Source organism: Allobosea sp. GW822-FHT03F07 (genome assembly GCF_058801345.1).
Window position 1 is genome coordinate 250699 of the sequence record NZ_JBXAND010000001.1, and the last position, 16346, is coordinate 267044.

General features: G+C 68.7%; 10 protein-coding genes. 7 read left to right on the forward strand and 3 right to left on the reverse strand.

Features of this window, described 5'->3' with window-relative positions; translation table 11 throughout:
• Positions 1–109: 109 nt before the first annotated feature.
• Positions 110–5356 (reverse strand): alpha-2-macroglobulin family protein, encoded by a 5247-nt coding sequence (locus tag AC1RMY_RS01255; RefSeq protein WP_492862123.1) that lies wholly within the window; start codon positions 5354–5356, stop codon positions 110–112.
• Positions 5357–5610: 254 nt separating this feature from the next.
• On the opposite strand from AC1RMY_RS01255, the gene AC1RMY_RS01260 reads away from it, so the two are divergent.
• From AC1RMY_RS01260 to AC1RMY_RS01275, 4 genes are all read left to right on the forward strand, one after another.
• Positions 5611–7050 carry a trypsin-like peptidase domain-containing protein gene (locus AC1RMY_RS01260; RefSeq protein ID WP_492862124.1) on the forward strand — a complete coding sequence of 480 codons (1440 nt, stop codon included), beginning with the start codon at positions 5611–5613 and terminating at the stop codon, positions 7048–7050.
• Positions 7051–7174: 124 nt separating this feature from the next.
• Positions 7175–8170, forward strand: coding sequence for a tripartite tricarboxylate transporter substrate binding protein (locus AC1RMY_RS01265; protein WP_492862125.1), 996 nt, complete (start codon positions 7175–7177; stop codon positions 8168–8170).
• 79 nt (positions 8171–8249) lie between these two features.
• Complete coding sequence (locus AC1RMY_RS01270; RefSeq protein ID WP_492862126.1) at positions 8250–8741, forward strand: tripartite tricarboxylate transporter TctB family protein; 492 nt, start codon at positions 8250–8252, stop codon at positions 8739–8741.
• 7 nt (positions 8742–8748) lie between these two features.
• Positions 8749–10254 (forward strand): tripartite tricarboxylate transporter permease, encoded by a 1506-nt coding sequence (locus AC1RMY_RS01275; RefSeq protein WP_492862127.1) that lies wholly within the window; start codon positions 8749–8751, stop codon positions 10252–10254.
• A 17-nt stretch (positions 10255–10271) separates the two neighbouring features.
• Here the strand turns inward: AC1RMY_RS01275 and AC1RMY_RS01280 are convergent, their stop codons facing one another.
• Complete coding sequence (locus tag AC1RMY_RS01280) at positions 10272–11015, reverse strand: enoyl-CoA hydratase-related protein (protein WP_492862128.1); 744 nt, start codon at positions 11013–11015, stop codon at positions 10272–10274.
• 198 nt (positions 11016–11213) lie between these two features.
• Between AC1RMY_RS01280 and AC1RMY_RS01285 the strand changes: the two genes are divergently transcribed.
• The 3 genes from AC1RMY_RS01285 (at position 11214) to AC1RMY_RS01295 (ending at position 15601) form a co-directional block, all read left to right on the forward strand.
• Positions 11214–13298, forward strand: a complete 2085-nt coding sequence (locus AC1RMY_RS01285; RefSeq protein ID WP_492863538.1) for a 3-hydroxyacyl-CoA dehydrogenase NAD-binding domain-containing protein — start codon at positions 11214–11216, stop codon at positions 13296–13298.
• A gap of 71 nt (positions 13299–13369) precedes the next feature.
• Positions 13370–14557: an acetyl-CoA C-acyltransferase gene (locus AC1RMY_RS01290; RefSeq protein ID WP_492862129.1), complete on the forward strand. Its 1188-nt coding sequence runs from the start codon at positions 13370–13372 to the stop codon at positions 14555–14557.
• Between the two features lie 81 nt (positions 14558–14638).
• Entirely contained in the window at positions 14639–15601 is a 963-nt protein-coding gene (locus AC1RMY_RS01295; RefSeq protein WP_492862130.1) for a DUF808 domain-containing protein, read from the forward strand.
• Between the two features lie 11 nt (positions 15602–15612).
• Here the strand turns inward: AC1RMY_RS01295 and AC1RMY_RS01300 are convergent, their stop codons facing one another.
• Positions 15613–16299, reverse strand: a complete 687-nt coding sequence (locus AC1RMY_RS01300) for a nitroreductase (protein ID WP_492862131.1) — start codon at positions 16297–16299, stop codon at positions 15613–15615.
• Positions 16300–16346 lie beyond the last annotated feature (47 nt).

Below are 16346 nucleotides of genomic sequence, written 5' to 3' on the forward strand. Positions count from 1 at the left end.
CATGATGCCGCGGCAATCTTCAGCTTGCGATAGCGGCGGTGCGCGAACCCCTCCCCACGAGGGGGAGGGGAGGAGCCCGTGCCGGAATCGTGCGAGATCACAGCTCGCCTCACCGCGCCGAGGCGATATCCACCGTGCCGAAGGCCGTCCGCCCGAAACGGTCGGGCCGGTACATGTCCTCGATCACGGCGGCGGGGGCGACATAGCGACCGGGCGAGACCGCGCGCGCGATATAGGCGACGGTGTAGACGAGCTTGTTTGTCGTGCCGACCGGGCGTTCGAAGGCCGCGACATAGCGGTCGTCGCGCGCCTCGGTGTGAACCGGGAAGACCTCCTGCTTCAGCCAGTCGAGGCCCGCGACCGAGGCGCCCTCGGTCAGGTTGGCGTTCTCGATCTCGAGCCCGGCGGGGACGGGGTCGACCAGCAGCAGCCGGCCATAGCGGCTCGCCGGCTCCGTCACCGTCAGCGCGACGACATAGCGTTCGTTCTGGCGCAAGCGCGCGGGATCGGCCCGCTCGCCCTTCATGGTGTAGATGACGCGCTCCAGCCCGAAGCCCTGGTTCAGCGCCGGCTCGGCGCCGGTGGGAATGCCGGAGACGGTGATGACGGCCTGGGCGGTGGCGGCGCCGGGGTTGGCGACGGTCAGCGGTTTTGCTTCCAGCGCCTCGGCGGAGATCGTGCGGTAGAGCGCACCCTTGCGCTCGGCGCCGTCGACGGTCAGCGTCATGCCCTCGGCGTCTTTCGCCATGGCCTGCGCCGCCAGCACCATCCACATCTGCTCCTGCGTCGAGGTGTAGCGTGCGCTGCTGCGGGCGCTGTCGAGCACGGCGGCGGCGCGGCTGATGTCGGCGCGCTCGCCGGAAGACTCTGCGATCAGAGCCAGGACGGCAGCGCCATCACGCAGGCGCGAGCCGTAATCGGGTCGCGACAGGCTGTCGTCGCCGCGTTCCTGCAGGCCGGCGAGCGCGCTGCCGAAGGCGGCGCGGCCGCGGCCGCGATCGCCGAGTGCCGAAAGCGCCGCGCCGATCTGGGCGCGGGCCAGCGGCGTGCCGAAATCGGCGAGCTTGTTGTCGGCGAGATAGCGCAGATCGCCCATCACCGGCCGGCCGTTGCGGGCCAGCACATAGAGCGCATAGGCGATGCCGGCTGCCTCCTCCTTGACGATCTCGCCGGTGTTGACGACCTGGTTGCGCAGCCGGTCGAGAGCGAGGTTGAAGGCGATCTGTGGCACGGCGAACTGGCGCTCGCGGGCCCGCGTCAGGAAGTCGGTGGTGAAGGCGTCGAGCCAGAGATCGTCGCCGCCGACGCTCCACAGCCCGAAGGAGCCGTTCGCGCCCTGCCGCGCCAGCACGCGCTCGATCGCGTTCTGGACGCGCTCATCGGCATTGGCGTCGAGCGCCAGATGCTCCATCGAGGCCAGCCGGTTGACGTGGAGCAGCGGCAGGGCACGGCTCACCGTCTGCTCGGTGCAGCCATAGGGGTAGCGATCGAGTGCCTTCAGCAACGCCGGCACGTCGAGCGAGGCGAGCGGCGAGACCGAGACGGAGACCTGGCCGGAATTAGGCACGAGATCGGCCATGAGGTCGGAGGAGACCGTGATCGCGCCGCCATTGCCGGGGATCGGGCGCACGATGCGGCGCGCGATCGTCGCGGCCGAGGGCTGCACCCGAACCGCGAGGTTCTGCACCGTGCCGACGCCACCCGGCCCGGTGATGCGGACATCGAACTCGGCGCGGCCGAGGCCCGCCGCGGTGACGGGGATCGTCATCTGCGCCTTGGCGCCGGCCGCGAGCTGGATCGTCCGGCGGGTCGCATCGGCCGCGACCAGCACCGGCCCGCGCACGTCGAGATCGACGACGTAAGGACCGGCAGGTCCCTCGACATTGTCGATCTGGAGATGGAAGCGCGACTGGTCGCCGATGGCGAGGAAGCGCGGCAGCGTCGCCTGCGCCACGACCTGATCGCGGACGATGACCTCGGTGCTGGCCTGGCCGGTGCGCCCGGCCGACCAGGCGACCGCCATCACGCGCAGCGAGCCGTTGAAGGCCGGCAGCTCGAAATCGATCTTGGCGATGCCGTCGGGGCCGACCTTGACCACGCCGGAATAGCGCGCGACCGGCTCCTGCGTCGGCTTCTCGCCTTCGAGTGCGGGTGCGGCGTCGCCGCCGGTGCGGATCGCCCCGCGCGTGCCCTGCATGCCGTCGATCAGATAGCCGTAGAGATCGCGCAGCTCATGGCCGATCTGGCGCTGGCCGAAGAAGAACCTGCTCGGGTCGGGGCTCTCGAAGCGGGTGAGGTTGAGAATGCCGACATCGACGGCCGCGACCGTCACGAAGGCCTCCTCGCCGGCGCGGGCGCCGGTTACCCTCACGGGCAGCGACAGCGTCGAGAGCGGCCGCACCAGATTGGGCGCGCCGAGATCGAGCGAAAGCGTGCGGGTCTCCTTGCCGATCTGGAACCAGGACAGGCCGATGGCGCGGCCGGGCAGGCGCTGGGCGGCGACATCCATCGGCCGGTGGGCGAGGACGACGAGATAGGCGCTGGCGCCCCATTCCGCCTTGACCGGGATGCTGGTCGTGGTGCCGCCCGGCGCGACGTCGATGGTGCGGATGTCCGCGACACGGTCGGTGACAACCGCGAGCGTCGCCTTGCCGGCGAAGCGCGGCGCGAGACGGACCTGCAGGCTCTCGCCATCAGCGTAGGATGGTTTGTCGAGGGCGACATCGAGCACATCGGGCGTGTCAGCCGTTTTGTCCGCCTCGTAGCCGACGCTGAAGGAGACCGAGGTTTCGGTGGAATCGGGGCCGTCGGCGGTGACGTCGAGGCGGTAATTGCCCCACTGCACGGGCGTTGCGATGCGGGTGGCAGCGCCTTCCGTGACCGTGACCTCGCCATCGGCGACGCGGCGGGTCGACTTCACGCCCTCGAAGTTCCAGCGGCCGTCCTGGAAGAACCATTGATAGTTGCGGGTGACCTTGGACAGTGTCCATTTGACGCCCGGACGCGCGAGGCGTCGGCCATCGCCATTGGCCATGATGACGTCGAAGGTCGCGGTCTGGCCGTTGCCGATTTCGCCGTCCTTGAACGCCTTGCGGACGCCGATGGCCGCGCCCTTGGGCACGATCGGCAGGGTCACGGAGCGGGCGATAGCGCGCCCGCCGGGCTCGCCGACGCGGATGGTGAACTCCGCCTCGAGCGGCCGGTTCGTTTCCGGCTGGGCGACGGGGTTGGTCACCGTGACCTTGCCGGCAGCGTCCGTCGTCGTGCTGTCCTCGAATTCGGATTGGACGGACTCGAAGGCCTCGTCGGTCAGGCCGACCTGATAGCCGGCGAAGCCCGGAATGGCGGATTGCGCGGCAGCGCGGATCGTCATCGAGCCGGTGACGTCGAGGCCTGAGCCCGGTGCGCCGTAGAGATAGCGGGCGGTCACGTCGATCTGCGCCGGCTCGCCCGCCTGAAGCACCGGCGCCTTGGGCGCCAGCGTCAGCTCCAGCCTTTCGGGAACGTAGTCCTCGACGAGGAAGGAGACTTCGCCGATCGCCGGACCTTTCGGATCAGCATAGGCCTGAACACGCCAGGTGCCGGTCGCCGCTCCCGAGAGCAGCGGGATCGAATAGGCGCGGCCGCCGGCGCCCTGGTCCTCGACCTGGCGGCGGCGGTACTCGACGCCATCGGGTCGCTTGACGACGAGCGTCAGCGGCAGGCCGGTCACGGCCGCGCCGCGCGCATCGCGCAAAAGGCTGGTCAGATAGACGGTCTCGCCGGAGCGGTAGACGCCGCGCTCGGTGTAGAGGAAGGCGTCGAGCCCGGCAGGGGCGACGCGGCCCTTGACGCCGCGATCAGACAGATCGAACGCCGTCTGCTTCAGGTCGAGGAAGCCATAATCCTCTCCGAGACCCGCCGTGACGATGCCGGGCGCGTTGCCGCCCTGGCCTTTCGCGAGGCCGGCATCGAAGCGGGCATAGCCATTGGCGTCGGAGCGCAGCGTCGCCAGGACCTCGTTGTTGCGGGCGATCAGCCGCAATTCTGCATTGGCGACGGGGGCGGCATTGGCGAGCGAGCGCACCAGCACATGCACGCCGTCGGGGCCGGAGAAGGAGGTCAGGCCGAGATCGGAGACGACGAACCATTGCGTCGCGCGCGTCGAGCCGTCATCGTAGCTGTCGCCATCCGAGACCTGCTGTGCCTGGCCGCCGCTCGGCTTGGCGAACATCACATAAATGCCGGGCTTGAGCGCCCCGACGGCCTCGATCACCGGGAAGGCGGTGACGACGTCCTTGTTGAGTTCGGACTTGACGTCCATCGAGCCTGTCCAGACGCTCTGGCCCTTGTCGCTGGCGATCTGGCTCGCCGAATAGGAGCCGAGCTGGCCGAGGAAGTCGTCGGAATGGACCGAGTTGATCAGGTTGCGGTCGCCGATGCGCATGACCTCGAGGTCGAGCCGGTCGGTGTTGACCGAGACGACCGGAACGCCCTGCTGGCCGGTGCGCGGCAGGACGTAGTTCTTGCCGGTGAAGCGCACGGAAGGGGTACGGTCGCGGACATAGACCTCGTAATCGGCGGATTTCAGCAGCTTCTCGTCGGGGATCGCCGAGGGCACGCCCTGGCGGATGACGAAGGCGTAGCGCTCGCCATGGCGCAGACCGTCGACGCAGATCTGCCTGTCTTCGGCCGACACGGCGAAATCGCCCCTGCCACCTGAGATCGCAACGTAAGGTGCGAAATCGACGCGACCCCGCGCCAGCGGCTCGGAAAATTCGAAGCACGCGCGCGGGCTGGCGGCGTCGGCATCGACCTTGTTGCCGGTCAGGCGGAAGCCGCGCTGGGCGCGCAGCCCCTCATAGGCGGTGCGCAGCGAGGCGTTGTCGACGAGGTCGAGGCTGAGACGATAGGTCGTCAGCGCCGGGCGCCAGAGCTCGTTCTTCTCGAAGAGGCGGGCGAGGACGCCGAGCGAGGCCGCCTCGTCATTGCGGCCGGCCGAGCGCTGATAGGCGAGGTAGGCCGCGCTGATGGCGCGCTCGCGCAGCTCCCAGCGCTCGCGATAGTCGCGGGGTTCGATCGCATTGGCGGCGCGCGCCATCAACCGCCAGCCGGCGGCATTGGCGGGCTCGGCGACGACGGCGGCGTTGGCCTGGGGCAGGGCGGCGCGGGCATCGCCGCGCCCGAGTGCCGCCTCGCCGGCGCGGATGGCGTCAGCCGCCGGGCGCGCGCCAACCGAGACTTCGCGCTTCAGCCGTTCCTCGAGCCGCTGCCCGTCCGCGGCGAGATCGTTGCGGATATAGGCCTTCTGGGCGAAGGCCGGATGGGCCGCCAGCGTGAGACCGAGGAGGAGAGCAAGACGGGCGAGCAGGGTCATCGTCGTTCCTCTGTGTCGGTCTGGTCGACAGTGCCGTGTCGAAGACTTCAGCCCTGTCACGTCCAGCGAGACGCGAGACCGGGCCGGCAGGCTATCACCGCGCCGCGCGGGTTCAAGTCATGCGAATGAAGGTCGCCGTCGAGCCGCCATTGCCGATCGTTTCGCTGCGCGACCTTTGGTCATCCGGCGGTTGCGGCGCGCTCCGTTCTGGCGCTCAATGCATGCCGCTCCGCCCGCCTTCGAGGACGAGATCCATGCCGCGCGCCCTCCTGTATCCCCCGCGAACCGAGCAGGTCCGACCCTTGGCCCTGGCGCTCGCCTTGCTGGGCGCATCGCTCGCCGGCGCGCAGGCCCAGGCCCCATCCCAAGCGCCCACGGGTGCGCCCAACCCTCAACTTGCCGCGGCGCAGGCGAGCTTCGAGAGCCTGCCCGAAGCGGAGCGCAAGGCGATCCAGACCGACCTGATCTGGACCGGCCATTTCAGCGGCGCGGCGAGCGGCTCCTATGGACCGCTGACCTTCCGGGCGATCAACGCGCTGAAGGCTCCGTCGCGGGGTGTCCCGGACGGGATGCTGAACCCGGCCGAGCGACGCGCCCTGGCGCAGGCGGCGCAGGCGGCGCGGGATGCGGCGGGCTTCAGGCTCGTCGCCGACGACAAGACCGGGGCCCGCATCGGCATCCCAACCAGGATCCTGCCGAAGCGGGATGTCTCGTCCACGGGCAGCCGCTGGCAGAGCGAGGACGGCAAGGTCACGCTCGACACCTCTGCCACGCCGCTCGGCGAGTCGCTGGAGGCCGTTTTCGAGAAGGCGACGGCGCCGACCCCGAACAACCCGGGCCGGAAGATCACCTACAAGCTGCTGCGGCCGGACTTCTTCGTCGTCACCGGCGAGACGTCGACCGGCAAGTTCTATCGCCGGCTGGCGGCTGGGCCATCAGGGCTGCGCGGTTTCTCGATTGGCTACGACAAGGCTCTATCGGGCACGATCGACAAGTTGGTCATCGCCATCGCGACGAGTTTCGAGCCTTTCCCGACCGGGCCGCTGCCGGCGGCGTCCGCCTCATCGCCGCCGCCCGCAGGCGCAGCCGTGGCCGTCGTGCCGGTGCGGGTCACGGAGCGCTATGGCGTCGGACTGGCGGTCGCCGATCGCGTCGTGGTCACGGCGGCTACGGCGGTCGATGGCTGCCGCTCACTGCGCGTGAGCGGGCGCGCCGCCAAACTGCGCGGATCGCCAGAGAACGGGCTCGCCCTGCTCGATGTCGAGGGAGGCCCAGTCTTCGCGCCGGCAGCCCTGCGGACGGAGGCGCCCGGCGAGCGCGAGAACCTCGTGCTGGTCGCCTTCGGCGACGAGAACGGCAAGCGCGCGGCCGTCGCCCTTCCCGGACAGGGCGTCCGGATCGGGGCCGGCATCGCCGTCGTCGCTCCGCTGCAGCCGGGGCAGGCCGGGGCCCCTTTGTTCGACCGGCAGGGGCGGCCCGCCGGGCTGGTCACCGGCAATCCCTCGGACAAGGTGCTGATCGCCGGCGTCGCGCCGCAGCGCTCCTATGCGGTGGCCGACAGCGTGGCCCTGCAGGGATTTCTGGCCCGGGCCGGGCTGACATCGCAGGCGGCGGCTTCCGGTCCCGAACTCAGCACCGGCGCGGTCGTCGACAAGGTTGCGCGCTCTGTGCTGCCGATCGTCTGCGGATTGTAGAAATCGGCCAAAGAGCAGTTGTCTCTGCCGCGACAATCGGCTCAGATGCACCGTCTAAGCAAGAGAGCCCCGTCGATGACGAGGAGCGCTCGGATACTAAATCGATTTAGGGAGAGGAACGTCAATGAACGACATTATCAGCAGGCGTGGTGTGCTCACGGGAGCGGCCGCGATCGGCGCGGCCGGCCTGATCGCGAAACCGGCGATCGCGCAGGCGCAGTGGCCGGCACGGCCTGTCACCGTGATCTGCCCCTGGGGTGCGGGCGGCGGCACCGATGCGACTGCGCGCATCGTCGCCCAGCTCATGGAAAAGGAACTCGGCCAGCCCTTCAACGTGGTGAACCGCACCGGCGGCTCGGGCGTGGTCGGCCATTCGGCGATCGCGACGGCTGCGCCCGACGGCTACACGATCGGGATGCTGACGGTCGAGATCACGATGATGCATCATCAGGGCCTGACCGAGCTCAAATCGACGAGCTATTCTGCGCTCGGCCTGATGAACGAGGACCCGCCGGGCGTGCAGGTCTCGACGTCGAGCCCCTACAAGGACATCAAGGCGCTGGCCGAGGCGATCAAGGCCGCTCCTCCCGGCAAGATGAAGGCTTCCGGCACCGGCCAGGGCGGCATCTGGCATCTCGCGCTGATCGGCTGGCTCGTTGCCATGGGCCTGAAGCCCGACCATGTCGCCTGGGTTCCGTCCAACGGCGCGGCGCCGGGCATGCAGGATCTCGCGGCCGGCGGCGTCGACATCGTCACCTGCTCGGTGCCGGAAGCACGCGCCATGATCGATGCCGGCAAGGCGAAGTCGCTGGCCATCATGGCCGATGCGCGCAACCCGATGTTCAAGGACGTGCCGACGCTGAACGAGACGCTCGGCATCAACTATTCCGTCGGCGCCTGGCGCGGCATCGGCGGGCCCAAGGGCATGCCGGCGGACATCCAGGCCAAGATCACCGCCTCGCTGAAGAAGGCCTTCGAGTCCAAGGAGTACCAGGACTTCATGAACGCACGTGGCTTCGGAATGAAGTTCGCGGACGGGCCGGGCTTCGCGAAGTTCATGGAAGAGGGTGACAAGGCTATGGCGGCCGCGATGAAGGCGGCCGGCCTCGCCAAGGCCTAAGCCTGCGTTTCACCGACGCCGGAGAGCCGCGGGCTCTCCGGCGTCGTCGTCTCTGGCCTTCGACATGATGGGGTTGCTGATGCAACTGTCCGACCGCTTGACCGGCGGCGTCCTCGCGGCGCTCGGCTCGGTTGCCTTCTATTACGGCTCGAAGCTGCCGCCGGTCCCCGGCCAGCAGGTGGGTCCCTCCGCCTTCCCGATGGTCGTCGGGGCCGGGCTGGTGATCTGCGGCGCGCTGATCATCTTCGGGATCGGGCGCCATTTCGAGGAGGTGGCGGAGGCCGAAGTCGCCAGCCATTCCGCGCCGGAGATGCTCGAACCCTTACCTGCCTGGCGCAACTGGCTGGCGCTGCTGCCGCCGGCGCTGGTGCTGTTCTACGCGCTGGCCTCGGAACGGCTCGGCTTCCTGCCGACGGCGGCGATCATGGTCGGCGCGGCGAGCTTCGCCTTCGGCGCCAAGCCCAAGCTGGCGATCCCGATGGCGATCGTCGCGCCGCTCGTGATCAACCTGATCTTCCTGAAACTGCTGCGCGTGCCGCTTCCGGGCGGCCTTCTGCCCTTCCCCTGGTGATGCTGCCATGATGAACACCATCATCCAGGCCGTCGGCCTCGTCTTCGCACCGGATGTGCTGATCGCGATCTTCGCATCCGCCATCTACGGGCTGGTCGTCGGTTCTCTGCCGGGCCTCTCGGCCACGATGGCGACCGCACTGCTCGTGCCCGTCACCTTCTATCTCTCGCCGATCGCGGCGGTGGCGACGATCATCACGGCATCCGCCATGGCGATCTTCTCCGGCGACATTCCCGGCTGCCTGCTGCGCATTCCCGGCACGCCCGCCTCGGCCGCCTATACCGACGAGGCCTATGCGATGACCCGCAAGGGGCAGGCGGAAACCGCGCTCGGCATCTGCCTGTGGTTCTCGGCGCTGGGCGGCATCGCGGGCACGCTCTCGCTGATGGTGCTGGCGCCGGTGCTGGCCGAATTCGCGCTGTCCTTCTCGACCTATGAGAATTTCTGGCTCGCCATGCTCGGCCTGATGTGCGCGACGCTGGTGGCGCGGTCCTCGCCGATGAAGGCGATCGCTTCGATGCTGCTCGGGTTGCTGATCACCTGCATCGGCATCGACAATCCCGGCGGCGTGGCGCGCTTCACCCTCGGCTCGACCGATCTGCTGGGGGGCATCGAGGTGATCCCGGCGCTGGTCGGCGTCTTCGCGCTGGCCGAGGTGATGCGGGCGATGACGGAGCACGAGCCGCCGAAGCTCGAGCACCGCCAGCTCGGCGGCATCCTCAAGGGCCAGTGGGAGCTGACCAAGAAATATCCCAAGCAGCAGGCGCGCGGGAATATCGTCGGCATCATCATCGGCGTGCTGCCGGGCGCCGGCGCCGACATGGCGGCCTGGGTCAGCTACGCCATGGCGAAGCGCTTCTCGAAAACGCCGGAGAAGTTCGGCACGGGCCATCCCGAGGGGTTGATCGAGGCCGGGGCCAGCAACAATGCCTCGCTCGCTTCAGGGTGGGTGCCGGCGCTACTGTTCGGCATTCCCGGCGACACGATCACAGCGATCGCGATCGGCGTGCTCTACATGAAGGGGCTGAACCCTGGCCCGACGCTGTTCACGGAGCAGGCGTCGAGCATGTATGCGCTCTACATCATCTTCATCCTCGGCAACATCATCATGATCCCGCTCGGTATCATCATGATCCGGCTGGCGAGCCGCGTCGTAGGTGCGCCACGCTCGGCGGTAATGCCGGTCATCATGGTGTTCTGTGCGGTCGGCGCCTTCGCTACGGCCGGCAACAACCTGTTCGCGGTCTATTGCGTCGCCGCCTTCGGCCTGATCGGCTTCGTGATGGAGAAGAACGGCTATCCCGTCGCGGCGATGGTGCTGGGCATCGTGATGGGTACGATGGTGGAGCAGAGCTTCGTCACCTCGCTGATCAAGTCGGACGGTTCGATTCTGCCCTTCTTCAGCCGGCCCGTTGCAAGCGTGCTTGCGGCCATGACCTTCGCCGCCTTGCTCTGGCCGGTGTTCTCCTGGGCCATGGACAAGGCCAAGGGCCGGCGGGCGGTCGCGGCCTAGCCGGCGGCCCGGGCGCCTCAGCGCTTGAGGAAGGCGGCGAAGGCGGCCTGCGCCTCTTCGGAGCGCAGGCGCTCGCCGAAATGCCGTGCCTCCGTCGCGATCGTCTCGGCGACGCTGGCAGCCTGGCCTCGCTTCAGCAGCAGCTTGGTCAGGGCGACCGATTGCGGCGGCAGGGCGGCCAGCGCCTTCGCCTTATCGAGCGCCGTCGCCAGCGCCGTGCCTTCCGCGACGACGGCATTGAGGAGGCCGGCATCGAGCGCGGCCTGCGGCCCGAAGGCCTCGGCCAGCATCAGCAATTCGGCGGCGCGCTTCGAACCTGCGACCAGCGGCAGCAGATAGCTCGAGGCCCCCTCAGGCGAGAGGCCCAGCGCGACGAAGGGCATGCGGAAGGTCGCGCCGGTGCCGGCAAAGGCGAGGTCGCAATGCAGCAGCATCGTCGTGCCGATGCCGACCGCAAAGCCCTCGACGGCGGCGACGACCGGCTTGGTCGCGGTCGAGATCGAGGTCAGGAAATCCATGGCGATGCGGGCGCCGTCACCGCCGGAGGCGGCGAAGTCGCGGATGTCGTTGCCGCTGGTGAAGCAGCCGCCGGCGCCGGTGACGAGGATGGCGCGAATCTGCGGGTCGGCCTCGGCCGCGGCGAAGGCCTCGATCAGCCCGACATAGCTGGCACGGTCGAGCGCATTCTTCCGATCCGGCCGGTTCATCGTGATCTGGAAGACGCCGGGCGCCACGATTTCGGTCAGAACGACGGCGCTCATCGGCAAATCCCATCCCTGCGGTCGGCCGATGTTCCGGCAGGCACCGGAGATCGGGCTCGTGATTGTCGTGTGGACAGGCTTGCCATGGCCGTTCGCCGGGGGTCAAGCAACTGCCCGGCTTGACAAACGCCACCCGCCGGACTTCCTCCTTCGCCCTCGATTAGCCGGGCAGATGTGCCGGCACAGCAGGGATATGCGCTGATGGAGACCGTCCGGCTCGCCCGTCATGGCGAGATCGCGATCGCGACGATCGACAACCCTCCGGTCAACGCGCTCGGCCAGGCCCTGCGCTCCGACCTTGCCCGCACCGTCGCCGATGCGGGTTCCGATCCGGGTGTGACTGCGATCGTGATCGCCGCCGCCGGCCGCGCCTTCATCGCCGGTGCCGACATCAGCGAATTCGGCAAGCCGCCGGCTGCGCCCTTTCTGCCCGATCTGCTCGATGCGATCGAAGCCAGCGCCAAGCCAGTCGTAGCGGCGATCCAAGGCGTGGCCCTCGGTGGCGGGCTCGAAGTCGCGCTCGCCTGCCATGGCCGCGTCGCTTCGTCGGTGGCGATGCTCGGCCTGCCCGAGGTCAAGCTCGGCCTGATTCCCGGAGCCGGCGGCACGCAGCGCCTGCCGCGCCTCATCGGTGCCGCGAAGGCGTTTCCGATGATGCTGTCGGGCGAGCCGGTCACCGCCGGCAAGGCGCTGGAACTGGGGCTCGTCGACGAAGTGACCGGCGGCGATGTGGTCGCGGCGGCAGTGGCGCTCGCGCGACTTCTGGTAACCCGTGGCGCGCCGGTGCGCCTGCGCGACGTCACCACTCGCCTGACTTCGGCCGATCGCGAGGCATTCGAGGCGCTTGCGGCCGAGGCCACGAAGAAGTCCGGCGACATGCCCAATGCGATGGCGTTGATCGAGGCGGTGCGTGCGGCGCTCACGCTGCCCTTCACCGAAGGGCTTTCCGTCGAGCGCGCGCTGTTCACGAAATTGCTGGCCGATCCCCGGTCCAAGGCTCTGCGCCATGTCTTCTTCGCCGAGCGCGAGATCGCCCGCGTGCCGGGCATCGGCCCCGAGGTGAAGCCGCGCGCTGTCGCGAAGGCCGCCGTGATCGGGGCCGGCACGATGGGCGGTGGCATCGCGATGTGCTTCGCCAATGCCGGCATTCCGGTGACGCTGATCGAGCAGGAACAGGCGCAGATCGACAACGGCATGAACCGGGTCGCGGCGATCTACGAGATGTCGGTGACGCGCGGCTCGCTGACACCGCAGAAGCGCGACGAGCGCCTGGCGCTGATCACGCCAGCCGTGGGGCTCGCCGCCGCAGCCGAGGCGGATATCGTGGTCGAGGCGGCCTTCGAGGAGATTGGCGTCAAGCAGCAGATCTTCTCGGCTCTCGACGCCATCGCGAAGCCCGGCGCGATCCTCGCCAGCAACACCTCCTATCTCGACATCCCCACCATCGCCGCCGCGACGAAGCGCCCGCAGGATGTGCTGGGGATGCATTTCTTCAGCCCGGCGAATGTCATGAAGTTGCTCGAGGTGGTGCGGCCCGAGGGCGTCGCCGACGATGCGATCGTCACTGCGATGGCGCTCGGGCGCCGGTTCGGCAAGGTGCCGGTCGTCGTCGGCAACGGCTTCGGTTTCGTCGGCAATCGCATGCTGGAGGCGCGCACTCGCGCCACCGAGCGCCTGCTCGTCGCGGGCGCGCTGCCTCATGAGGTCGATGCGGCGCTGACCGGTTTCGGCTTCAAGATGGGGCCTTGTGCCATGGCCGATCTTGCCGGCAACGACATTGGCTGGCGTTCGCGCAAGGCGCGGGGGACGACCGCCGCCGTGGCAGACGCGATCTGCGAAGCAGGCTGGTTCGGCCAGAAGACCGGGCGCGGCTATTTCCTCTATCCGGAAGGTGCCCGGGCCGGGCAGCGCGATCCGGAGGTCGAGGCCCTGATCGCCCGGATTTCGGAGGAGCGTGGCGTGATCCGGCGCAGCTTCACGGCGGATGAGATCCTTTCGCGCCTGCTCGACCCCATGGTCAATGAGGGAGCCCGCATTCTCGATGAAGGCATCGCGGCAAGGCCTGGCGACATCGATGTGATCTGGCTCAACGGCTATAATTGGCCGGCCTGGCGCGGCGGGCCGATGTACTGGGCCGACAGCGTCGGGCTCGACGTCATCGTCAGGCGCCTCGAAGCGCAAGCGGCGGAGACGGGCGACAAGACGCTCGAACCGGCGCCTCTGCTGAAGAGGCTCGCGGCCGAGGGCAAGGGTTTCGCCGATCTGAAAACGAAGGCCGCATAGTCTCGCCTGCTGGCGGGACCACGGCCGAGACAGACAACCGAACCAAATCCGATCGAAGGGATGAAACGTCCATGACCGAAGCCGTCATCGTCTCCACAGCACGCACGCCGATCGGCAAGGCCCATCGCGGCGCCTTCAACCAGGTTCGCGGCGCCGACATGGCGGCGCATGCGATCCGACATGCACTGGCGCGCGCCAAGCTCGAGCCCGAGGCGGTCGAAGAGGTGGTGGTGGGTTGCGGCTATCCAGAAGCTGCGACCGGCGGCAACGTCGCGCGCCATGGCGCGCTGGTCGCCGGGCTGCCGGTGCAGTCGGCAGGCGTCACGGTCAGCCGCTTCTGCGCCTCGGGGCTGGAGGCGATCGCACATGCGGCCCGGCGCGTCGTGATGGACGGCGTGCCGGTTGCGGTCGGCGGCGGCGTCGAGTCGATCAGCCTGGTGCAGCCGGTGGTGCGACGCGACCTCACGCTGAACGACTGGCTGCTGGCGAACAAGCCGACGATCTACACCTCGATGATCGAGACCGCCGACAATGTCGCGCAGCGCTACGGCATCACGCGCGAGGCGCAGGATGCCTTCTCGCTGGAGAGCCAGCAGCGCACGGCCGCAGCCCAGCAGCGCCGGCTCTTCGACGATGAGATCGTGCCGATGAGCGCGCTCATGGCCGTCACCGACAAGGCCACCGGCGAGGTCAGCCAGCAGGAGGTCACGTTGTCGAAGGACGAGGGCAACCGCCCTGACACTACGCTGGAGGGCCTGCTCAAGCTCAAGCCTGTGCGCGGCGAGGACCAGTTCGTCACGGCCGGCAATGCGAGCCAGCTTTCGGACGGCGCCTCGGCCAGCGTGGTGATGTCGGCGGATGAGGCGAAGCGGCGTGGCCTCTCTCCGCTCGGCATCTTCCGCGGCTTTGCCTCGGCCGGCTGCGAGCCCGACGAGATGGGGATCGGCCCCGTCTTCGCCGTGCCGCGCCTGCTCGAGCGCAATGGCCTCAAGGTCTCCGACATCGACCTCTGGGAACTGAACGAGGCCTTCGCCTCGCAGTCGCTCTATTGTCGCGACAGGCTCGGCATCGACCCCGAAAAGGTCAACGTCAATGGCGGCGCGATCGCGATCGGCCATCCCTTCGGTATGAGCGGGGCACGCCTCGTCGGCCATGCCCTGCTGGAAGGTCGCCGCCGCAAGGCGCGCTATGCCATCGTCACCATGTGCGTCGCTGGTGGCATGGGCTGCGCCGGGCTGTTCGAGATCAATCAGGGCTGACCGGTTTGCGGCCGCCGCGCCATTGTCATGGCGCGGTCGCCTGACTTAGCTTTGCTGCATCGCCGCATGGGGAGATGAGCCGTGGCCTCTGGACTGTTCGCGCTGCTCGACGATATCGCCGGCATCGCGAAAGTCGCGGCGGCCTCGGTTGATGATGTCGTGGCGCAGGCGACGAAGGCCGGCACCAAGGCGGCCGGCATCGTCATCGACGATGCGGCGGTGACGCCGCGCTATGCGGTGGGTTTCGCGGCGGCGCGCGAACTGCCGATCATCTGGCGGATCGCGGTTGGCTCGCTGAAGAACAAGCTGCTCCTCCTGCTGCCGGGCGCGCTTATCCTCGCGCTTGTCGCGCCCTGGCTGATCACCCCGCTGCTGATGGCCGGCGGCGTCTATCTCTGCTTCGAGGGCGCCGAGAAGATCCTCGAACTCGTCATGCCGCATGCCCCGGCGATACAGGAGGAGGGCGGCAAGGCCGCGCTCGACGCGAAGCAACTCGAGGAGCAGAAGATCGCGGGTGCGATCAAGACCGATTTCATCCTCTCCGCCGAGATCATGGCGATCACGCTTTCGACGGTCTCGACCGCGTCGTTCTGGACGCAGGCCACCGTGCTGGCGGTCGTCGGCATCGGCATCACCGTGCTCGTCTATGGCGTCGTCGCGCTGATCGTTAAGGCCGACGATGCCGGCCTCGCGCTGGCGCAGCAGCGCTTCGCTCCGGTCAGGCTGCTGGGCCGCGGGCTCGTCATCGGTATGCCGCATTTCCTGACGGCGCTCGGTGCGGTCGGCACGGCCGCGATGCTCTGGGTCGGCGGGGGCATCATCATCCACGGGCTGGAGGAATTCGGCCTCACTGCGATCGGCCATGCCAGCCATGGGATCGCCGCGGCGGCGGCCAAGGCGCTGCCGGCGTTTGGCGGCGTGATCGAATGGTTCGTCGGGGCGGCGCTCTCGGCGGTATTCGGCGTCGTCGTCGGCGGCGTCGCCATCGTTGCGATGCATCGTATGGTCGAGCCGGCGCTCAAGCTTGTGCGGAAGTCGGCTTAGCGCTCCGGAACTCAGTCGAGCCAGGTCGTGAAGTTCTCGACGGGCTCGCGCTCCGGCACGAGGCCGTTCTGCGGCGCGTCGGGGTCGGCATGGCCAATGGCGATGCCGCAGACCACGACTTCGCTCTCTGGGATCTCGAGTTCGCGCCGCACCACCGGGTGGAAGCGCGCGAAGATCGCCTGCGGGCAGGATTGCAGGCCGTTGCCCTGCGCTGCGACCAGCAGGCTCTGGACGAACATGCCGAGATCGAGCCAGGAGCCGATCTCGAGGTCGCGGTCGACCGTCAGCATTAGTGCAACGGGCGCGCCGAAGAAGCGCAGATTGGCCGCGCTCTGTCGCCTCATGCCGGCGACGTCGCCTTTGGTGACGCCGAGCAGCCCGTAGAGATCCCAGCCGACCTTGCGGCGGCGCGACAGATAGGGCTCGCGGAAGGTCTGCGGATAGTAGCGGTATTCCTCTTCCACCGGCATGCCGGGCGAATCCAGCGCCGCGATCAGCGCAGTCTCCAGCCGCCCGCGCGTCTGCGGGCCGATGACGCGCAGCTTCCAGGGCTGCATGTTGGTGCCGCTGGGGGCTTGGGCGGCGACTTCGATCAGGCGGCGGAGGAGCGCCGGATCGACGGGAGTGGGCAGGAAGGCGCGGATGGCCCGGCGGGAGGCGATCGCGTGCTCGACGGCTTGGGCGGCGTTGGTCGTCATCGTCTCACCTCGTCATGGCCGGGCTTGACCCGACCATCTCGGAAACC